This window comes from Clostridium sulfidigenes, from assembly GCF_052067195.1.
Lineage (GTDB): Bacteria > Bacillota > Clostridia > Clostridiales > Clostridiaceae > Clostridium_J > Clostridium_J sulfidigenes.
Genome location: NZ_JBQHQR010000010.1, coordinates 74,796 through 96,143, shown reverse-complemented (window position 1 = coordinate 96,143; position 21,348 = coordinate 74,796). Strand labels below are relative to the sequence as shown.

The 21,348-nt window shown below is 28.4% G+C and carries 18 protein-coding genes; 2 read left to right on the top strand and 16 right to left on the bottom strand.

Annotated elements, in window-relative coordinates:
* Positions 1-35: 35 nt before the first annotated feature.
* The 4 genes from ACTNBA_RS12585 to ACTNBA_RS12570 all read right to left on the bottom strand — a co-directional run bounded on the left by ACTNBA_RS12585 (position 36) and on the right by ACTNBA_RS12570 (position 4,441).
* Complete coding sequence (locus tag ACTNBA_RS12585; protein ID WP_441074485.1) at positions 36-2,606, bottom strand: polysaccharide deacetylase family protein; 2,571 nt, start codon at positions 2,604-2,606, stop codon at positions 36-38.
* 276 nt (positions 2,607-2,882) lie between these two features.
* On the bottom strand, positions 2,883-3,197 hold the full coding sequence (locus ACTNBA_RS12580; RefSeq protein ID WP_346867478.1) for a cupin domain-containing protein: 315 nt from the start codon (positions 3,195-3,197) through the stop codon (positions 2,883-2,885).
* A gap of 39 nt (positions 3,198-3,236) precedes the next feature.
* Positions 3,237-3,962, bottom strand: coding sequence for a ferredoxin (locus tag ACTNBA_RS12575; RefSeq protein ID WP_441074483.1), 726 nt, complete (start codon positions 3,960-3,962; stop codon positions 3,237-3,239).
* Positions 3,959-4,441, bottom strand: coding sequence for a permease (locus tag ACTNBA_RS12570; protein WP_441074481.1), 483 nt, complete (start codon positions 4,439-4,441; stop codon positions 3,959-3,961). The genes ACTNBA_RS12575 and ACTNBA_RS12570 overlap by 4 nt, the downstream gene beginning before the upstream one ends.
* A gap of 98 nt (positions 4,442-4,539) precedes the next feature.
* Between ACTNBA_RS12570 and ACTNBA_RS12565 the strand changes: the two genes are divergently transcribed.
* Positions 4,540-5,199: a Crp/Fnr family transcriptional regulator gene (locus ACTNBA_RS12565; protein WP_441074479.1), complete on the top strand. Its 660-nt coding sequence runs from the start codon at positions 4,540-4,542 to the stop codon at positions 5,197-5,199.
* A 42-nt stretch (positions 5,200-5,241) separates the two neighbouring features.
* Here the strand turns inward: ACTNBA_RS12565 and ACTNBA_RS12560 are convergent, their stop codons facing one another.
* From ACTNBA_RS12560 to ACTNBA_RS12530, 7 genes are all read right to left on the bottom strand, one after another.
* Positions 5,242-6,444: an ABC transporter permease gene (locus ACTNBA_RS12560; protein ID WP_346920835.1), complete on the bottom strand. Its 1,203-nt coding sequence runs from the start codon at positions 6,442-6,444 to the stop codon at positions 5,242-5,244.
* Entirely contained in the window at positions 6,445-7,116 is a 672-nt protein-coding gene (locus tag ACTNBA_RS12555; protein ID WP_441074477.1) for an ABC transporter ATP-binding protein, read from the bottom strand.
* A 2-nt stretch (positions 7,117-7,118) separates the two neighbouring features.
* Entirely contained in the window at positions 7,119-8,336 is a 1,218-nt protein-coding gene (locus ACTNBA_RS12550) for an HlyD family secretion protein (RefSeq protein WP_441074475.1), read from the bottom strand.
* Positions 8,337-8,412: 76 nt separating this feature from the next.
* Positions 8,413-8,823, bottom strand: coding sequence for a hypothetical protein (locus tag ACTNBA_RS12545; protein WP_441074473.1), 411 nt, complete (start codon positions 8,821-8,823; stop codon positions 8,413-8,415).
* 159 nt (positions 8,824-8,982) lie between these two features.
* Positions 8,983-11,007 carry a glycosyltransferase gene (locus ACTNBA_RS12540; protein WP_441074472.1) on the bottom strand — a complete coding sequence of 675 codons (2,025 nt, stop codon included), beginning with the start codon at positions 11,005-11,007 and terminating at the stop codon, positions 8,983-8,985.
* Between the two features lie 173 nt (positions 11,008-11,180).
* The gene (locus ACTNBA_RS12535) at positions 11,181-11,978 is read right to left on the bottom strand and encodes a DNRLRE domain-containing protein (protein WP_441074471.1); all 798 of its coding nucleotides are present in this window, start codon (positions 11,976-11,978) and stop codon (positions 11,181-11,183) included.
* Positions 11,979-12,053: 75 nt separating this feature from the next.
* Positions 12,054-12,353, bottom strand: coding sequence for a hypothetical protein (locus ACTNBA_RS12530; RefSeq protein ID WP_150844550.1), 300 nt, complete (start codon positions 12,351-12,353; stop codon positions 12,054-12,056).
* A 264-nt stretch (positions 12,354-12,617) separates the two neighbouring features.
* Here ACTNBA_RS12530 and ACTNBA_RS12525 point away from each other — a divergent pair, with 264 nt between their 5' ends.
* Positions 12,618-14,426, top strand: coding sequence for a tetratricopeptide repeat-containing glycosyltransferase family 2 protein (locus ACTNBA_RS12525; protein WP_441074470.1), 1,809 nt, complete (start codon positions 12,618-12,620; stop codon positions 14,424-14,426).
* Between the two features lie 61 nt (positions 14,427-14,487).
* Here ACTNBA_RS12525 and megL read toward each other — a convergent pair whose 3' ends face one another.
* The 5 genes from megL to ACTNBA_RS12500 all read right to left on the bottom strand — a co-directional run bounded on the left by megL (position 14,488) and on the right by ACTNBA_RS12500 (position 21,334).
* Positions 14,488-15,684: a methionine gamma-lyase gene (megL, locus tag ACTNBA_RS12520; protein WP_441074468.1), complete on the bottom strand. Its 1,197-nt coding sequence runs from the start codon at positions 15,682-15,684 to the stop codon at positions 14,488-14,490.
* A gap of 274 nt (positions 15,685-15,958) precedes the next feature.
* Entirely contained in the window at positions 15,959-17,206 is a 1,248-nt protein-coding gene (locus ACTNBA_RS12515) for a sigma 54-interacting transcriptional regulator (protein WP_441074466.1), read from the bottom strand.
* A 106-nt stretch (positions 17,207-17,312) separates the two neighbouring features.
* Entirely contained in the window at positions 17,313-18,041 is a 729-nt protein-coding gene (locus ACTNBA_RS12510) for an HAD-IB family hydrolase (RefSeq protein WP_441074463.1), read from the bottom strand.
* 277 nt (positions 18,042-18,318) lie between these two features.
* Entirely contained in the window at positions 18,319-19,845 is a 1,527-nt protein-coding gene (locus ACTNBA_RS12505) for a hypothetical protein (protein ID WP_441074461.1), read from the bottom strand.
* The gene (locus tag ACTNBA_RS12500; RefSeq protein ID WP_441074459.1) at positions 19,838-21,334 is read right to left on the bottom strand and encodes a YncE family protein; all 1,497 of its coding nucleotides are present in this window, start codon (positions 21,332-21,334) and stop codon (positions 19,838-19,840) included. The genes ACTNBA_RS12505 and ACTNBA_RS12500 overlap by 8 nt, the downstream gene beginning before the upstream one ends.
* Positions 21,335-21,348: the final 14 nt, after the last annotated feature.

Below are 21,348 nucleotides of genomic sequence, written 5' to 3'. Positions count from 1 at the left end.
CTCATTTTTAAACTCCTCATATGTTACAAAAATTATTATTCTAAATAATCGCTTAGCTTTGCAATTTTATACTTTGTTCCGTATACTCCATTCTCATTATTAGTTAAGAAAATATCTAAGGCTTCTGCGGTATAATAACTTTGATTGTTCATGTGCATTACTATAATATTTCCCCTACCTTTGATTAAACTTTCTTCTAATGAATGAACAATTTCTTGGGAAGAACTACTTTCATAATCATGAGTTGAAATATTTCCATTAATAGAATATTTAAATCCACTTTCAAATACCTGTGCTAGCCCTTCCTTTTTAACAAGTAAAGTTGGTGGTCTAAAGTATGGTCTTAATGAATTTAAATCACCTATAACATTAGCCATAGCATCATAGGATTTAACTAAAGAAATCTCCAATTTACTCTTGTTTGTATCTAAAGTTTCATGATTATAGTTATGACTTCCAATATCGTGACCATTAAATGCAATGGTTCTAAGTAAATTAGGATTAGCATTAGATACATCTCCGTTAGTATCAATGTACTTTGATATTACAAAAAAGCTTCCTTTTACTTTATGTTTATTAAGTACATCTAAAATCTCATTAACAACAGGATCTCCTCCCCAATCATCGAAGGTAAAGAATATTACATCTTCACCATTGGTATCAATAGTCCCTGTCTTATCCATTAAAACCTGTTCCTCTTCATTTAAATCACTTAAATCCACATATTTATTACCTATGTAATTAGATTTCATCATAGATAAAGCTTCTTCATAAGACCTCCTAATTAATGAGTTAATATTATTCCCCGCCATCCTATATCTCCCTAATTGAGAAGCTGATTCCATAGTGTGTTGCAATTCACTTAAAGTCTCAACAGAATAATTCAATGGCTTTTCAACTAAAACATAGGATTGTGTTGCTTCATTATACTTATTAGCATGTCCATTTTTTACATAGTTAGCGGTAATTAATTCAATAATATTTGCTACAGTATTCTTATCTTCAAATAAATCTGAGTCTAGCCTAAAGTAAACAATCTCACCTTTTCTTAATGACATATAAGTATTTAAATTAAGATAATCTTTTACAACTTCTTCTGCATTCATGTTTTTATATTTATGATTAATAGGAGATTTAGAATAAGTAAACAATTCATAACCCTTAATACCATGAATTTTATTAATAACAGATAAAGCTTCTTGAACCTCAACATCAACATAACCATATCCAGGCATGTATGCTTTAGTATTTACACCAATCTTCCTTAATAAATTATCTACTTCATATATTTCTTTACAAATCTCTTCTGTAGATTTGTCTAATAAACTTGAGCTAACTGTTATTCCTCCATTGCCAATTTCATGCCCTTTCTTTAATATGTTAGCAATTCTATCTGGATATTTTTCTATTTCATCCTTAGTGACAAAGAAAGTTCCTTTAGCCTTTATTTTATCTAAAGATATTAAAACTGAATTTAATGCAGTTTCATTACCTAATCCTCTAAAGGTATAAGATAATGCTTTTTTAGTAGTGTAAAACTCTGAAATATTAGGAGCCAGGTTACCATTATTTTTTTCTATTAGCTCCTTAAAATTTACTAAATCTGAAGAATTTTTTTCTTCACTATTTCCTTGTGAAGTATTTTTTTCTTCTTTATAACTTTCATCTATATAAATTTCATCTTTATTTGACATATTTTCAGGTGATGAAGTTTCATCATCACTTTTCATTCCTACTAATTCATTCACTTGGACAACAGTTATTTTCTGTTCATCTATGGCCTTCAACAACCATTCTACAATTTTAACAACGGTTATTTCTTCTCTTTCATCCTTAGTATAATCATCTTTCCCTGCTTCTTTATCTATAGCTGGCTTTTCCTCTTCTATTTCTCCTTCATATTCAAAATCATCAAGAACACCATTAACCTTAATGGAAATAATTGTGCCCTTATCTAATTTATTTACATAATTCTGAGCTTGCCCATAATCCTTGAAACTTTGATAGCTAAGATAATGATCACTATGAACCACGTACTTATTACCTGAGGCGTATGCTGCCTCTAGGACTTCATCAGTATATGTGGTAGATTTACACTTTAGTAAATTTGGTTTCTCCTTAATTATAGTTTCTATTATCTTATTACCACGGCAAAAATCAGTAATTAACTCTTTCTGAGATAACTTTTCCATATGCCTAGCATCTGAAAGAGTTTCGCTTCCTACTACATGCCCCGCTTTTTTAATGTTTTTTACTGTGGTAGGGTCTTCTCCAGCTTTAATACCTGGAATAAAAAAATTTGCTTTTACACCATACTCATTTAATAATTCCACTATTTTTCCCATAGTATTAGCATCACTAATTCCTTCAAATGATAGAGCTAGTACATTAGAAGAGGTTTTTGCATTAGTTATAACTTCAGCTTGTTTTTTACTACTTAGTAACTTTAATGCATCCTTTATCTCTGCTGATGCATCATACTTATTTTTATCATTTTTAATCATATTTTCAGTATGATTATTCTTAATGTAACTCTTATATGTAAGGGCTCCTAATCCTACAGCCACGGTTATAATTATTGTGACGATAATCCAATTTTTCTTCATATTATTTCTTCTCCATGTATTTAAGACTTTATTTTTATTTTAACTTTAAGAATAACTTATTTCAATAAACAATAATTATTGATTATTGAAATGATATACAATTATACCACAATATTTTATTTTGAATCAATATACTATTATTTAGATTCTGTTGAAAATTACAGTAATAGAATAAAAGCTATTGAATATTCAACAGCTTTTTTAACTTATTCAATTATTTATTTTAAATTCAGTAAATTATATATATTAATTAAAAGCTTTTACCCTATTGTGTAATTATTTAGATGGAGCAGGTGACTTTACCACAGTTAATTCTAAAATTTCATCATGTTTATTACCAACATTCATCTTAGTTTTAAATGGTATTTTTAATAAAGTGCCTTCTTTGTATTCATGAATTTCTTGGTCATCTAATCCAATTGATAACGTGCCTTTTAGTACAGCCATATATACATTAGAATTTGAAAAATGCTCTGGAAGTCCTTCTCCTTTATTAAAAATCATGTGTAAGTAATGAACATTTTCATCTGAAATAAGCATTTCAACTGTTCTACTATCGCTGTTAGTCATTTGATAAATTTTTTCAACCATTATAAATTTCTCCTTTATTTCTTTATTTTTTATAATATATTATTTATACTTAATTGCCTTTGCAGGACATTTATATATAGCTAGTTTAATCTTTTCACTTTCTTGTGACTTTAATATATTTTTATTAACCTTTGCTTTTTTATTTTCTAATATAAAATCTTCTGATGCTATCCTTGTACATAATCCACAACCAATACAAAAGTCCTCTTCTATAATTAGTATTGCATCTTCCTTTTCTATAATATCTTCTTTAGGTAATTCTTCTTTTTTAACAAATCTTGAAGTTATAATTGCCATTATAATAATAAATATTGTAGTTAAGCTCCATCGAATCACCATAAATTTAGGACCTAAAAACTTAGATTCATTTGCTAGCATCGGAATCTTAATTACTGCCCAAGCACTTAAGATTATTACTATATTTGCTATACTGGCTCCTTTTTTTATAAGCATCTTACATACAGGAAAAGCTGCATAAATAGGACCTGCTGAAAAACTACCTAGTAAAAAGGAAAATATATATCCTTTAACCCCTGAATCTTCACCTAGTGCATTTTCTATAGTTTTTTTAGGAACCCATCCCTCAATGAGAGATGTTAGTAGAAGTATTACCGGCATTATTATAAGCATTTCTTTCACATAATATAAGCTATTATTTAAAGCCATAATTCCTTTATCCGGCATAAAAATCAATAAAAGCAAATAAGCTAAAATAACAAAAGTTAATAACATATTATTTTTTACTTTTTTAATAATTAAACTCATATTATCACCCCCATGAAAAGTGCTATAGCCACAGCAAATATAAAGCTTAATGAATTTCTAATCAATGCAAATTTAACACCAAATTCTCTTTTTTCAAGAGGAAATGTAACAAAACCAACCATGGTAAGAGTTGTTAAAAATGCCACTATAGGAACTATACTAGCTCCTGCATTTACTAGGGAACCTACCAGTGGAAAAGCAACAAAAGCTGGTATTAAAGTGATGCTTCCTACAAATGCAGAAATAATTGTGGACATAAAAATATTAGATTGCCCTAAATAATATTTAATTGTATCTGGTGGAATGAATGTAAGTATTAATCCTATAAGAAAAAGTATTCCTATAATTTCTCCTATCATGCTTTTCATTAGTCCACTTGACATTTTAATGGAGTTAAAAGTTTTCTTTTTATCTTTAATTATGGACCAAATAAACCAAGTCAATGTAATTACCCAAAGAATTATTGTGAAAATATCCATTTTATTTTCTCCCTTCAATATCTTTACTTGTATTATAATTTGTTTTAATATTATAATCAGTTACCAAGGTAACTAATTTTAAAAAAGGGGAAATAATAATGTTAGATTTTATTTCTATTCTTGAAAATACAGAATTATTTAAAGATATTTCTATGAGCACTATTAATCATTTATTTGTACAAGATTCTTTCAATATAAAAACTTATAAAAAAAATTCCGTAATTTATTTTCAAAATGAAAAATGTGTTACTTTTGATATGGTCTTGAAAGGAATTGTCTCTGTACAAAGCACTGATGAGAAAGGAAACTATATCTCAATAAGTGATTTTACTATGGGCAGTGAACTAGGAGGAAATCTTCTTTTTTCCCATAAAAACTTTTATCCAATGATGGTTCTAGCAAAAACGGAAGTAACACTTATACACTTAAAAAAAGATTTAGTTTTAAGTCTCTGCCAAAGTAATACTACTTTTTTATCTAAATTTCTTCACTCCATCTCAGACAAAACCTTAATTTTAACAGATAAAATAAAAACACTTTCTCTTAAGTCTATAAGACAATGCATAATTGACTTTCTAATGTATGAAAGCTATGTTCAAAAGAGTAATATAATTAAACTAGAAGTAACTAAAAAGGATTTAGCAGAAAAATTCGGGGTACAAAGATCCTCATTATCCCGTGAATTAAATAAAATGAGAAAAGATGGGTTAATAGAATACGATGCATATTCTATTACCATCGTAAACCTTGATAAATAGATAAGTGGTAGACCTTTATATTTAAAAAGTCTACCACTATTTTTATTTTAGTATATCAATGGTATTTGCACTAGCAGCCTTATTAGCAGGAATTATACTAGATACTATACCTATAAATATGGAAATTCCTATAGCTACAGATGCAGTAAATAGACTTGGGATTATTGCCATATGCATAAAATAAGATATGATATTGGCAATTATTATCCCAAATACATAACCTATCACTCCACCAGTGACAGTAATAACAACTCCTTCTACTAAAAACTCTCGCTTTATATCTTTTCTTCTGGCTCCTATTGATCTCTTTATTCCAATTTCTAAAGTTCTCTCAGAAACAGAAGTATAAACCATGTTCATAACCCCTATTCCCGCAATAAATAATGATATTCCAGCAACTCCAGCAATAAATAAAGTTAATGTATTTAGTACTGAACCCATGATTTTTATTATTCCACTGGTATCCATTACCATATATTCTCCTTCAGCTTTTTTAGAGCCTTCCTCATTAAGGGTGTTTTCTATATCCTTAATAGTATCCTTAACATTTACTCCATTAACTAAGGTAATACTCATACCTTGAACTACATCACTAGAAGGGAAGAACTTATCATAGGTGTTCTTTGGAATTTGAATATCTGGTTTAAAGCTAAAGCTAAACTCCTCATCTTCATCAGATTCTATAATACCTACAATTTCAAAGGTAATACCCTTTAAGGTTGCAATACCTCCAATTAACTCTTCTTTTTCTCCAACCTTATCACCAATTAGGCTTTCTCTTAATACCATAGTTCTTGTTGAATTTTCATTATCTTTTTCACTTAAATTTCTTCCTATAATCTTTGGAGAATCAGTTTTTTCTACCTTTGAAGCCATTCCTTGAATTGCAGCTCCCCTCACTTGTAAATCTACAAGCTCACCATATTCATTGCTAGAATATATATATTCTACTGATTCAATTCCTTGTAATCTTTCTACAGCTCTTTTATCATTATTATTAAAACTATTTCCTGTAGCATTAATATGTTCCGCATTTGATGGAGTAAACATGGCATTTAACACAACTTTACCTTCGTTTTCCCCTGTAAAGTCTTTTATAGTTTTATTCTTATACCCCTCACCTAATGCAACTATGGTAATTACTGCTGCTATTCCTATTATTATACCTAACATAGTTAAGAAAGATCTTTTTCTATTTCTTATAAGATTTCTTAAAGCAGAAAAAATTAGAACACTAAGCTTCATCTAAAATTCTCCTTCCTTAAGCTCACCATCGAAAATAGACATTATTCGATTAGCTTGTCTTGCTACATTTATATCATGGGTGATTAAAATTATAGTAATTCCTTCATCATTAAGTTCTCTAAACATACCCATTATTTCCTTAGATGTATGGCTATCTAAAGCACCTGTAGGCTCATCTGCAATTATTATATCTGGATTATTAATTAATGCTCTAGCAATGGATACCCTCTGTTGTTGTCCACCTGATAATTCAGTAGGATACTTATTTATTTTACTCTCAAGATTAACCTTTTTTAATAGTTCTACAACTCGCTTCTTGGTTTCCTTTACTCTATGACCTCTATAAAGCATAGGTATTTCAATATTTTCTTTTATTGAAAGCCTTTTTATAAGGTTAAAATCTTGAAATACAAATCCTATCTTTTCATTTCTAAACTTACTTAAAGCATCATCTGAAAAAGAACTTATACTTTTATCTAAAAATGTGTAACTTCCATCAAACTTTTTATCTAGCAATCCTAATATTTTCATAAGTGTTGATTTTCCTGATCCAGAGGGTCCCATTATTGCTAGAAACTCACCCTTATTTATCTCTAAATTAACATCCTTTAATGCCTGAAGAGTTTCATCCCCCGTAACATAAAACTTATTTATGTCTTTTAATTTAATCATAATTATTTGCTCCCTTCTAGTACCGTAGAAGGATTATTAATCAACCTATCTCCTATCCCTATAGCTCCATCTAATAAATAATACTTATCATTTTCTAAAGTTGCTTTTATTTCTATATCTTCATAAGAATCGCCTTTTTCCTTAAGTATATGTATCTTAGAATCTTTTTCATATACATAATCTTTAGGTATTTCTATTCCTTTGTAATTGCACTTAACCTCTAAGCTAAACCCTATTCTGATACTCTTTTCTGGTTTTATGTAAAAATTGTATCCTGTTGTAGTTCTTCCTGGTTCTTCAATAGGTAGCTCGTCAATTTCAGTTATAGTACCTTTAATATATTCTCCACTACTAATAACCTTTAACATTACTTCATCATCTATTTTTAAATTCTTTACATCAAATTCAGAAACTTCTGCTTTAACTAAAGGCTCTTTAGATATTATTCTCATATAGGCTACAGTTGGATCATCTATACCCTTGCTATTTACTTTCACTACTCCATCTATATCTGCAATTATATCTTTACCTATTTTTTTCTTTAAAATATCCCTTTCAGTTACTATTGACTTGTTTCCCTCTTCATAACTTGCTACTTCAGTTTCTATGCCATTAACTTGACTCCTTAACATTTCTATTTGTTGAGAAACTTCTAGTTGCTTACCTTCAAGGACATCTTTTGTTTTCAATAATTCATTATATTGACTTTGAGCTTCTTTTTCTTGTGATGTACTAAGCTTAGATATTTCACTCTGAACTTTATTTAGTTCACCACTTATAGCATTTAAATCTCCTTGTAGCTTATTAATGCTTGAGTTAACTTTATCCTTTTCCTTCTTCACTCTAGATACTTTGCCATTATTTGAAGTTATTTCCCTATCATATTGTGCTATTTGATCTTCAACTGCAGTATTAAGATAAGAAAATAATACATCGCCTTTCTTTACCTCTTGTCCATCTTTAACTTTTATATCTTTTAATTCTCCTTGTGATTTATCTACAATAATAATTTGTTCATCACTTATAATACTAACACCATTAAATTTTAATGTTTCTTCTCCTTTGATTTCATAACTATCTTCATGAGTAATTGTTGTCTTCTCTTTTGGTCCTTTTAACTTTATAGCAATTATTACTGCTGAAAGTATTATAAATAATACTACTGCAATGACAATCAGTATATACTTTTTCTTCTTTGAAAGATTGAAATCTACCTTCAAATTCTTCACTCCTTGTCCTATTTTATAATAAATAAAGAAGATAGAATCTATCTTCTTTATTTATTATACCCTAATTTTATACATTCATTGTATTTTCTACTTCTTCATTATATTTTATTTTTTTAAGTAGGCTGAATACTATTAGATATGTTATTATAATACCTATTATTCCACCAATTATTGAACCAATCACTACTGGTGCCATACTATAATCCATTGTAATTAAACCTAATAAAAAGTTAACAGGATAGTATACTGCCAAAGCATATACCGCCATCTTTTTCCACATAAAAATACCTATAGAAATAAGAATAATTATTATACCAGATATGATTGAATATACTATCATACCACCGCTAAGAGCAGCCTCTGGAACTATTTCAGCTAACGACTTATTTGTGATAGCCGTTACTATTGAACTAATTCCTCCAAGAATGTAAAGTACTAACACTAATGTAGTCCAAAATCCCCTTGTCTTTTTTTCCATTTTATAATTCCCCCTTATATAATTATATAAAATAATTTCTAATATTATTTTAACAGAAACTTATACTTTTTTGTATATATTACTTAAAATTACTATTTTTATACCTGAAAGTATGTGAAATTAAAAAAACTATAGAATTTTTTATGTTATTTCTATTTACTAAACACTTCCTAAATCTTCGACTTCTTTTTTATATTTATCATATAACTCTTTTAAATTAAGAAATTCATTTAGAAAAGCTCCTCCATGCTTTAATCCTTCATCAATATACTTCATCCCTTCCTTTGCAAAAACAAAACAATATTTTACTATTTCTTCTTTAGCAATATTACACTTTATATATTGTGGTATTGCTTTCATATTTAAATGATTTTGAATTTGATTATAATAAAATTCAGCTATTACATAATTTTTTAGCTGCTCTCTATCCTCAAATTGACTCCATTTAATTTCAGATGCATATACTTCTTCTTTAAAATTTTTAATTATATAATCGAATATAGTAACAGATGAATCTATTCTCCTTTGTAAGTTATGTGATAAATTATTTGAATGAATTCTATAATTTACTACTGCACCATCTACTTTTCCATAATTCCAATTATATTTTATTAACTGCAGACAATTCAATGTATCTGCCGAAAAATCATTGTTTTTATAAACTATCCAATTTATTTTATTGTCCTTAAAAAAGTTCAATCTATGAAGACAATTCATAGGTATAATACCCGATGCAGATTTAAAAATACGTTCAATGACCTCATCTTTAGGATGAACTTGGTAATTCCATTGCTGAACTATTATATTATCTTCATCCACTATATTAAAGTCACTAAATACATAGTCCTTATTGGTATTTTCTTCTAAATACTCCACAAATTTATAAACAGCATCCCTTTCTACAAAATCATCACAAGCAATCCATTGAAAATACTTCCCCTTTGCGTTACTAATAATTTCTTGAATTCCTTTTGATGCTCCACCTGAGTTCAGACTATGATAAATTCCGCGTATATTTTTATGTTTTTTCTCATAATTTCTAATTATTTCATCAGAGCCGTCTGTTGAACAGTCATCTATAAGTAAAATTTCTATATTAGGATAGGTTTGATTTATAAAAGAATCTACGCATTTTGATAAGTATTTATTACCATTATAATTTGTTATTCCTATAGTAACTAATGGTTGATCAATCATTGAAACTTTTTTTATTTCAGCTAGAGTTATGAATAATGCCTTTAGTTTTTCTATTTGATCCTGCAACTCAAAATCATTCTTAACAAAACAATTATACTCTTGAGAATCATATTTACTATCAATTACCATCTCAAGAGCATCATTTATTGTATTCCAAATTAAACACTGAGGATATATTTCTTTTGCACCAACAAAATTATGGATTATAGGTTTTATTCCTTTTGCCATAGCTTGCATAACACTAATATTTTGTGATTCTAAAATACTTGTACATAATATATAATTTTTATCTTCTAGCCATTTATCTAGATTATCCTGCCACCCCTCATAAATCACATTATCTTCCAAGTCAAATTCTTTTATCATTTGATTAAAATACAAAACATCTCTAGCATCTTGAAATTTACCAGCAATATATAACTTGTATTGGTTGTTTTTATCGTATATAGCTTTAAAAGTATGAAGCAATAGCATAGGTCCTTTCTTATAGTTTATATAACCTACATATGCAATATTAAACCCAGGTTTTCTATCTTTAAAAGTCCATTTATCAATATCTATACCATTAGGAATTACCATTGTTTTTTCTTTATCTATATTGAAATTATTAATAGTAAAATTCCTTATATGTTCTGATACAAATATGATTTTATCAACATTTTTCCAGTAAACATTACATGGATATTCAGTAAAGGATTCATAGCTGTGTATTCTACATATAATATTCTTTTCTTTAGCAATATCCAGTTTGCTTCCATAGGATATTAATTCATCACACCACTCAAACCAGCATATATCGGCAAACTTCATCCCTTCATCAATTTGTTTTAAATTTGTTACCACTATTTTTTTAGTTACATAGTCATGGGATAATTCATTAATAATATCTTTTAAAAAACTATCTAGTCCCTGTTTTACGAAAAATACAATATTTTTTTTATTACTTTTCTCAGAATCAACTCTCATACTACTTACATTTTCAACCATACTATCACTCCTTTATTACTATTATTAAATATAGTAATAATAGATGCTTATTCTATTGTTAATCTCTCCAATAAAATCTCATTTATCTTTACCATATTTTATGTTAATTAGTAATCATACAGTTTTATATTAATTTAAACAAAAGATTACTAACTATAGTAGAAAACAATAATCTACTCCTTATATGAACCATAAAAGCTTACAGTCTCTATATCTCCTGGATTTTCCTTTGGTACTATAGCCATATTATAGGTTTTATCTACATAAAGAGGACTACTATTTGATAAATTGTTATATTCATCAGTTACATAATAATTATCTGTATGTCCAGTACCACTTCTTGTTACTCCAATATTTACTATGGCTACATACTTTGAATTCTCTGCAACAGTTCCCTTGACATTTACCTGCCTTATAGTACCTTCGCCTTTGTTACAACAATTGCATTCCTTACAACATTTGTACTCGTCGTTTATAACCACTTTTAAAAATGGAACAAGATATTTATCCTTACATATTGAAGAACCAAATTGTGTAAGAATACTATTACTTCTATCAAGTAATGCTATACCTGTATTACTTAATTTGTTCTGTAACCATAATACAACAAAATCGGTTAAATCCACTGTTATAGCCACATCTGAAGTTATTGGATGAAAATTTTTTTTAATATTGATATTTACTTCTGGTCGATTATTGAAAGTTGTATAAGTGCTAAAATAATCATATAGGGGGTATATTGAAAATATTTTCCTACAATCATTATAAAAATTATTTGTCTTAAACAATACAAGTTCTGCACTAGAAATTGATGCATTACTTGGTATATTAGAAATATCAAAAAATAGGTAACTAATATAGTTGTGTATACCATCACTACCTACAGTTATAGTAGGTTTATTCATATTTCCGTTTATCAATTTACTGGTTACCGTAAGACTCTTAGTAGCATAAATTATTATATTTGACAAATTTGTCACCTCTTTTTTTAATCCATTAGTTTAAAGCATGGAGCAATAAATTGCTCCATGCCATTATAAATAGTTCTAGATGGTATATGACCATGCAGTTACTACACCAGTAGATTCGTCAACAGTATCACCTGTTATAAATTTTGGTACAATTGACAAAGTATAAGAGGTATTAACAGCTAATGATGTTCCATTTGCTGTATTATCATAAGCAATTACTCTATAAAACGATCTATCTCTTCCTGTTGAAACAGCGTTTGTAACATTAAGTCTAATGGTTAAATAAGCAAGACTATTCCTAGCAACAGTGCCTGTAACTCCAACAGAACGAGGTGTACCAGTTTGAGGAGTATCAAAATCAATTGTTAAAGCCATAAAATTCATCCCCCAAATTTATTTTTAGGATTTTGCTCCTGATATATTATATGACCTTATACACAAAACGTGATTTGCAAACTTAATATTCATGTAACTACTTTTATAAATGCATGGTAATTATAATTTTGCTCCCTGTACTATATTTTATTTTTACTGCAAGAACAGTTCAATAAATTTTTACATAGTATATATGGTAAAACTAATAGAATATTTTATTTATTCAACAATGAAGGTTTTATTTAAAAGAGGAGATAATATATTATGAAAAATGAAGTAAGCTTGTGTATGATTGTAAAAAATGAAGAAAACTATTTGCCAAGCTGTCTTAACAGCATTAAAGATATTGTGGATGAAATTATTATTGTTGATACAGGGTCTACGGATAAAACTGTAGATATTGCCAAAAGCTTTGGGGCTAAAGTTTACTATTTTCCTTGGCACAATAACTTTAGTGAAGCTAGAAATGAATCACTAAAGCATGCTACCAAAGATTGGATACTCATATTAGATGCAGATGATGAATTATCCACTAAGAATCAAGAAAATTTGAAAAATTTATTAAATAGACAATTAGATGAAAATGCGATTTACTACTTTGAAACATTAAATTATTATGGAAATATTGTTGATGATAATTCAATAACTATAAATTTAAATCCTAGACTATTTAAAAATAACCATGGAACTCACTATGAAGGAGAAATTCATAATCAATTAGTATACTCAGAAAACAAATATAAAGCAATTTATCAATTAATGCAAATTAATCATTATGGATATATGGCTAAATCAATAGAATCTAAGAATAAAAGAAATAGAAATATACCTATTTTAAATGATCAAATAAAAAAAGACCCCAATGATTCCTTTGCTCACTTTAACCTCGGTACTGAATACGCAGCATTAAACGATAATGAAACTGCGTTAGAACATTACTATAAATCCTATGAGAAATTTGACCCATACAACGGATATAGTTATTTACTAATATTTAGAATAATTTTCTTAAACTATAAAATTAAAAATTATGATACAGCTTTTAAGTTCATAGACATCGGTATTAAGCATTATCCTAAATTTACTGACTTATATTTTTTAAAAGCTCTTATTTTTAAAGATATGAATATGCCTACACTTCAGATAGAAGCTCTTAAAGAATGTATTGAGCTAGGTGAAGCACCATCTGAATTAAAATGCTTATACGGAATAGGAAGTTTCAAGGCATACTATGAGTTAGGCAATGCCTACTTCGCACTAAAAGACTATGATGCTGCATACAATTATTATATTGAAACACTTAAATCAAAGTCCGATTTCCTTAATCCCTTATACCTTATTGGAGATATATTAAAATTCAAAAATACCCCAATGGATAACTTTAAAAGGATTATAGAAAATCTTATTTCTAGTTCTCCAAAATCTAATCATATTATTGCAGATTTGTTTTATAATGAAGGACTCTATGAAATAGCATTAGAATACGTAGAAAAATGTGAACTATCTGAAACTATTACTGAAGAGCTGGTATTACTTAAAGCTAAATGTCTTGTAATGTCTGGTTCCTTTACTAAGTGCATTGACATGACCAATATAGTTGATGATAATTCTTCAAATTTATATTTTTCAATGTACAAAGTTATAAGTAGTGTATTAACTAATAATTATGATAAGGCATTATCCTTATTATCCAACTTTAAAGAGGATTCCTTATCAGGTTACAATAAAAAACTATTAGAAGTGTATTCACAGTTTTTAAAATTATTTACCAAAGAATCCACCACTCTTTTATCCGAAGATGAAAATGAAATGGAATATCTTGATATTATTCTAGAAATATGTGAAATATTGCTTATAAATGATAAATATGACGAACTTAAAATAGCTGTACACTTACTAAATTTAATAAATAATAAATTTGTGCTTCTTAATCTAGGAAAACTATATTTTAAACATGGATATATTGAGCATGCGAAAAAAGAAATCATCAGGTCAATAAAAGAATTTGAAGTTTATGATAGTGATAGTCTAGATATATTGCAATATTGCATTAATAATAAAGACGTCTCATAAATCTATATAATTAAAGACTCCCAAAAGTTAATTTAGGAGTCTTTATTAGTTCTATACTATATTATAGTATACACTTTAATGCATTATCTAAATCATTTATTATGTCTTCCACATTTTCTAGACCAACAGCTATTCTTATTAATCCATCACTAATACCAGCCATTTCTCTTTCTTCTTTAGTGTATGGTGAATGTGTCATTGATGCTGGATGTTGAATTAAAGTTTCAGCATCTCCAAGACTTACTGCTATTGTACAAAGCTCTGTACTGTTTATAACTTTCTTACCTTCTTCGATTCCACCTTTTACCTCAAAAGCTATTACAGCTCCTGGTAAAGACATTTGCTTTTTAGCTAATTCATATTGTGGGAAGCTTTCTAAACCTGGATAATATACTTTTTCCACTGCACTATGTCCTTCTAAAAATTTAGCTACTTTCATAGCATTTTCACAATGTTTTTCCATTCTTATTTCTAGAGTTTTCATACCTCTAATGATTAAAAATGCATCAAAAGGACTCAAGCTCGCTCCTGTCATATCCTTTACGCCAAATAGTCTAACATTTTTTATAAATTCTCCACTTCCAACTACAAAACCAGAAATTACATCTCCATGACCATTTAAGAACTTTGTTCCTGAATGAATTACTACATCAGCTCCAAATTCTAATGGTCTTTGAATATATGGAGTACAGAAAGTATTATCAACCATTACTATACAATCCTTATTTTGGTGAGCTATCTTACTTATAGCTTCTATATCTGCAACTTCAAGGTTTGGATTTGCTGGTGTTTCTAAATAAACTACCTTAGTATTTTCTCGCATAGCTTGTCTTACCTCTTCAAGATTGGTAGTATCTACAAAAGTTACCTCAACCCCATATCTGCTTATTCCATGATTCAAATAAGCATAGGTACATCCATAAAGAGTTTTTGCTGCTACCACATGGTCTCCAGCTTTTAACACTGTCCAAAATGCTGATGCAACAGCTCCAATGCCAGACGCTGTAGAAATTGCTGCCTCTGCACCTTCTAGCATTGCTAACTTATCTTCCAATTGAGTATTTGTTGGATTTCCAAGTCTTGAATATATATATCCACCTTCTTCAAGAGCAAATCGTCTACCACCTTGCTCTGCAGATTCGAAAGTAAAGGTTGCTGTTTGATGAATAGGAGTAGCTAAAGCACCAAATTGATCCTTAACGTGTCCACCATGAATTGCTCTAGTAGCAAAGCCCATTGTTTTTAAATTATTCCCCATTAATTTGACCTCCCAATATAAATTATTTTTACAATAATATATAGCAATTCTAGTGCCAAATTAAGGGTAATTTAAGTGATACTTAGATCTAGGTGAATATAGTTTTAGACAAAGCTTTAACAACAAGGAAAGAAGAAACTCATTTATTTTTATAATATGCAACTCTTAATATTCATACTAATTTAGTGTAAATATTTCTTTACTTATCAGATTTTTTTCGTAAAATTATATTTACACCTGTAAATTAATTTTTACATACTTTAATACAAAACACCTACATTTTTATATGGTACTTATTAATTTTATTCATTATTGTAGTATGAGAAACTTTAAGTACACTTGCAGCTTTTCTATAACTTTTATAATTATCTATAGTTTTTTTAATAATTTCTTTTTCACATTTCTCCATTATATCTTTTAATGGTAGCTGAAAATATTCATCGGATTTTTTATCTATAATCTCTTTAGATCCATAGCTATAAACATCATTCTCAAAGTTAATAAAAATATCCTCTGCAGTTAATATGTCACCTTTGCATAAATTCATTGCTCTTTCTATAACATTTTGTAATTCTCTAACATTTCCAGGCCAATGATATTTCATTAACTCGCTAATGAACTCAACATCAGCACCCTTTATATTTTTATTTAATTTATAATTTAACTTATCTATAAAGAACTGTACAAATAGTGGAATGTCCTCTAATCGTTCCTTTAATGTTGGAATATACATAGGAACTACATTTAATCTATAATATAAATCTTCTCTAAAGGTTTTATCCTTAATCATGTTCTCAAGATTCTTGTTAGTTGCAGCTATGATTCTTACATCTATGGATTCTTCTTTATTACTGCCAATTTTTCTAATTTTCCCTTCTTGTATCACTCTTAATAACTTTGCTTGAATAAACATAGGCATTTCTCCTATTTCATCTAAAAATAAAGTTCCTCCACTAGCTTCTTTAATAATACCATCTTTTCCTCCTATCATTGCACCTGTAAAGCTTCCTGGCTCATATCCAAACAACTCACTCTCTAGCAAGTTTTCTGGTAATGCTGCACAATTAATAGCAATAAAATTCTTATTACACCTAGGGCTTATGTCATGTATTGCCTTTGCAAAGACTTCCTTACCCGTACCACTTTCACCTCTTAATAACACCGTTGAGCTACTCTTTCCAATAGTTAAAGTCATATTTTTAACTCGCTCTATTGCCTTGCTTGTACCAATTATGTTCTTGAATTCCCTATCCTCTATTGAATCTATTATAGCTTTTAACTTTTTTTCTTTCTGTTCATAATACAATAAATCCATTTCTTTAACGGAAATAATATCTTTAATATTACAAATCTCTTTCATTAGTTCCTTTTTTAACCCATCTTCCATGTCCTCAACCTTTACACATACCTTTTGAAAAAACACCTCCATAGAAATCAAGTTAATTTTCCTATTGTAAATTTTCTCTAATATCTCTACTGTAATTCCCAATCTATCTCTTGTAATTATCTCAAATCTAATCATACAAATCCCCCTTTTGTAAGAAAGTACTATGTTTAAAAGTGGCGTTACAAGACTTCTATTGTAACGCCACTTAAGCTATCCCTTAAAATATAAAACTTTATTTTACTTAGATTAATTCTAAATTATTAATATCTAATTTATAAATAACATCTTTTCGTTCCACTATAACATTGATTTTTTTCTTTACTTCTTCATTTTCTATTATCTTTGAAATAAGCTCTTTAGTTGGATTTATAGCATATGGATTTCCTACAGATTTAAACATAGTTAAATCCCCAGAAGTATCTCCGTAAGCATAACTTTTACTTAAATCTATATCATATTTTTCTTTTAACTCCATTAAAGCATTTTCTTTACTTACAGAATCCCACATTGGTATAATTTCACCAGTATATTTCCCACGGTCATCGGCTTTATAAATGGTACCCCTAAAATCGTCCATTTCATATTTTCCTGCCATCTCTCTTACAAGCTCTATGGGAGATCCAGAAATAGCAATTACAACATGACCTTGTTCCTTATGCCATTTAATTTTATCCCTAGAAAATGTATATACCCTATCACCTTTCTGATTAATCACATTTCTAGCTATATGTTCTATATGTTCTTTACTCAAACCCTTAGTTGCCTCAATATAAACGTCAATCATTTTAAGTAAATAGGTATCATAATCCCCTTGTCTAATATCCCACTTGGAAAAAGCTGGCCTAACTTCATTATACCATTTATCTTCTTCAACTAACTCATATTTTATTATTTTTTTAAAAACTTCTGTTATTAAACCTTCTCTATAGATAGTTCCATCTATATCAAAAAATGCTGCAATCTTTCCCATATAAAGCCCTCCTTAAGTGACACTTCAACTCTACACTTTGTTAGTAGATTTACTTCTTCAAATAAAAATAAGAAGAAGTTTCCATTATAATATTTTATCTACAATAACATATTTATGATTTAAAGTCCAGTATTCATAATAGGGTTCACTAATTTGGATTTTACTAATCTATTAAATAAATCCGTCATTTTCTATTATTATAATAATTAAATATTTTATACAAAACCTACATAATAAAAGGCACCCTTTTGTCAATGACATTTTATTAGGAATACTTTTAAATTTCATCATCTAGTAACCATTTAATCAAAGAAAATCTCACATGTTTAGGAATTTTATTTTCATTTTTTGTTTTAGCTTCTTTTAGATTAGATAAATTCTCGACACTCTTAACATTCATTTGTTGTTTTAAATTTTCATTTTCTTTCTCTTTTTCATCTAATTTCTTTTCCATTAATATTTTTTCTTTATCCTTTTGTAACAGCATCTGCTCTAAACAACTATTTTTCTTTTTTAATACATCATTATCATACATATATATATTAATTTTCTCTTTTTCATTATAAAATTTATATTTCAAATTTGATATTTGATTTTTTTCATACTGCATATCCTCTTTCAATGTTCTTAATTCTTCATAAGTCTCTTTAAGCTTTAATTCTAATTCTTCTTTTTCTCTTTTAAGTATTTTAACTTTTGAAAAATAATTTTTTAACTCCTCCTTTTTAAATGTAGAATTTTCAACCTTATGCTCTAGGTTTTTATTATTCTCTACTTCAGTATCTATTGAATTTTCTAAAAATTCCGGCAAAATCATTTGTTCCTGTCCATTAACATTCACTACATATATCTCATTAATAAAATAATTGTTTTGTTTATCTTCTATATTTTCTTGATAAAATACTTTCTTAGGCAATATCTTATCAAAGTGCCTGTACACTTGAGGATTGCTAAAATTTTGTCCACAGTCTGCAGAAAAACATCCATAAAGCTTGTTATCGCAAATCCACAAAGCCCATAACACCCTATTATATAATATTAATGTGCAAGAATTAATATTTACATGTTGAAACAGTATAGTATTTTTTTGCAGCCCTGATTCCTTATACTGGTAAATCACTCTATTAACATGATCATCTTGAGTAATAAACAGATAGTGCTTTATATTTTTTTCTACACAAAAAGTAAAATCTATGTATGGTAAGAGAGACATGTGTATAACTTCTTCCTTTCCCCATCGCCCTTCTACAATGTGGAAACTTCTAGAAATTAATTGATATACTCCAGCTACCATAGTGTTTAATAAGATTATATTAGATTCACACGCTTGGCAAGTACCATACGGAAACTTAGAGTAACATTCTAAATTAGCAATTATTTGCGGTTGAGTCCATAACGTTCCATTTTCAGCAAATTGATGAACTAATATTTCTGAATAAGTATGTTTATCTACTACGTTATATAGTAAATGAATATCCTTGGAGCAAAAAAAAGCTCTAATCCGTATAGGTGTAATTACATCATACTTCATATGGAGGAGAGTTTTATGCGTCCATTTTTTTCCTTCCAATGTAGATAAAATAAGATCGCCACAAATATCCTGACAGAAAACATGAATCTTCCCATTCCACTCCTCCAAAACATAAAAATATTCATAACTATCTTTATAAATGCTTATCTTCTCTGACCACTCATGATTCATAAGTATTTGATAATATATGCCTTGGTTACTATCATAACAAAACTTTAGTAATCTTCCATCTTTCTGCTTAACCAAAAAACAATCATATTTTTCGTTAGTCATTTTTCTTCTCTCCTCTACAACCTTCACAGTCTCTACAAAATGGAATAGATACTATTTCTTCTACAATTACCTTTGTTGAAATCAAAACACTAACATCAAACTTCAAACTGTTGTTTATAATTACTGGAGTGCCTGTTAATTTAGCAAAAGAATTGATTACAAATTCTACTCCCTCTTGTTCTGCATATGCGGGTATATATAATGTCGCTTTTTGTGTTCCCTTAATTTTTCCTTCAACTATATATTTTTGTTCCCGTTCATCTTTGCATTCTATGTAGTAGGGAATATAAAAATCATATTGTAGTATTGAGTATTTTTTTCGACTATCTATAATTTCTCTATTCTTTGTTTCTTTTACAATTTCACACTTTTTAAATACAATTTCTTCCACACTTATAATTTTTTCACCCTTTGAAGATACTTCATTTAATACCTGTGGAAAGATTATTTTTTCTTGATAGGTAGATATAACTTTTTTTGCTAATATAGTGGTTACATTTTCTTGTTTTTCTTCATCTTCACACTCCGCGAAAATAAAGGATTCTTCATCTACTTGAAATTTATTCTGAATAACCACACCTATATCGTATGGAATACTATTATTTTGTACAAAAGTAAGAGTATCTAAAATAACATTATTAGAAATATCAATCCTTTCAAATACCCCTTTCCCATCAGTACTTATACTAGTTACAAGTAATGTTTTTTTATCAGGAGATAATTTAATTCTTTGTAATTCTGGTAGAGTAGTTTTTATTGTTGCTATACGTTCTCTTTTTAAGATATCTATAACTTCAATTCTATGCAACCCACTATTTGCTACATATAAAAGAATCCCGGCCTGATCTAAAGATGTAATATCAGACCCTTTGGGGAAATCTATATATGAAATATCTCCCTTTTCAAGATTCAATATAGAGACATTGCCCATATAACTTCCTTTATTAATTCCTTTATTACATATATAAATATATTTTTCATCTTCTCCAATAAGAATACAGCTAGGCGCAGTCCCAACATCTTTGTATACTTTTATTAATTGGAAGTCTGATGTATCATAAACATTTATTTCATTCTTAAAAATGTCCAGTACAAATAATTTCTTCTTCTCCTTGTCAAGTTCTAAACTATCTGCAGCCATAAACCCTTTTATGCAACCAAGCTTTTCACCAGATCTTAAGCTATAAATACATACTTCCTCAGTATCACAGACATAGATTTTCTGAGCTATGAAATCTACTTTTATATTACCATTGTTAGTAATATTCCATGTTCTATTTGAATCATATAAATCCTCAATAAGTGTAACTTTACTATTTCTATCACTAGCTATATACACATTGCTTTTTTCATCAACAATAATACTTAGAGGCCTTGGACCAACATCAATCTCTTTTATAATACTATAACTATCCCCATCAATTATAGATACCTTTCCTGTTCCTAAATGCGATATATAATAGATGATTTTCTCTCTTTTATTAAACATGGACTCGCCTTCAC

Bases quoted from the DNA above. Each gene is read 5' to 3' on its own strand.
- ACTNBA_RS12505 (WP_441074461.1), bottom strand. From the start codon at position 19,845: ATGACTAACGAAAAATATGATTGTTTTTTGGTTAAGCAGAAAGATGGA.
- ACTNBA_RS12500 (WP_441074459.1), bottom strand. From the start codon at position 21,334: ATGTTTAATAAAAGAGAGAAAATCATCTATTATATATCGCATTTAGGA.
- ACTNBA_RS12585 (WP_441074485.1), bottom strand. From the start codon at position 2,606: ATGAAGAAAAATTGGATTATCGTCACAATAATTATAACCGTGGCTGTA.
- ACTNBA_RS12510 (WP_441074463.1), bottom strand. From the start codon at position 18,041: ATGGGAAAGATTGCAGCATTTTTTGATATAGATGGAACTATCTATAGA.
- ACTNBA_RS12570 (WP_441074481.1), bottom strand. From the start codon at position 4,441: ATGGATATTTTCACAATAATTCTTTGGGTAATTACATTGACTTGGTTT.
- ACTNBA_RS12530 (WP_150844550.1), bottom strand. From the start codon at position 12,353: ATGGCTTTAACAATTGATTTTGATACTCCTCAAACTGGTACACCTCGT.
- ACTNBA_RS12580 (WP_346867478.1), bottom strand. From the start codon at position 3,197: ATGGTTGAAAAAATTTATCAAATGACTAACAGCGATAGTAGAACAGTT.
- megL (WP_441074468.1), bottom strand. From the start codon at position 15,684: ATGGGGAATAATTTAAAAACAATGGGCTTTGCTACTAGAGCAATTCAT.
- ACTNBA_RS12525 (WP_441074470.1), top strand. From the start codon at position 12,618: ATGAAAAATGAAGTAAGCTTGTGTATGATTGTAAAAAATGAAGAAAAC.
- ACTNBA_RS12575 (WP_441074483.1), bottom strand. From the start codon at position 3,962: ATGAGTTTAATTATTAAAAAAGTAAAAAATAATATGTTATTAACTTTT.
- ACTNBA_RS12565 (WP_441074479.1), top strand. From the start codon at position 4,540: ATGTTAGATTTTATTTCTATTCTTGAAAATACAGAATTATTTAAAGAT.
- ACTNBA_RS12555 (WP_441074477.1), bottom strand. From the start codon at position 7,116: ATGATTAAATTAAAAGACATAAATAAGTTTTATGTTACGGGGGATGAA.
- ACTNBA_RS12540 (WP_441074472.1), bottom strand. From the start codon at position 11,007: ATGGTTGAAAATGTAAGTAGTATGAGAGTTGATTCTGAGAAAAGTAAT.
- ACTNBA_RS12560 (WP_346920835.1), bottom strand. From the start codon at position 6,444: ATGAAGCTTAGTGTTCTAATTTTTTCTGCTTTAAGAAATCTTATAAGA.
- ACTNBA_RS12545 (WP_441074473.1), bottom strand. From the start codon at position 8,823: ATGGAAAAAAAGACAAGGGGATTTTGGACTACATTAGTGTTAGTACTT.
- ACTNBA_RS12515 (WP_441074466.1), bottom strand. From the start codon at position 17,206: ATGATTAGATTTGAGATAATTACAAGAGATAGATTGGGAATTACAGTA.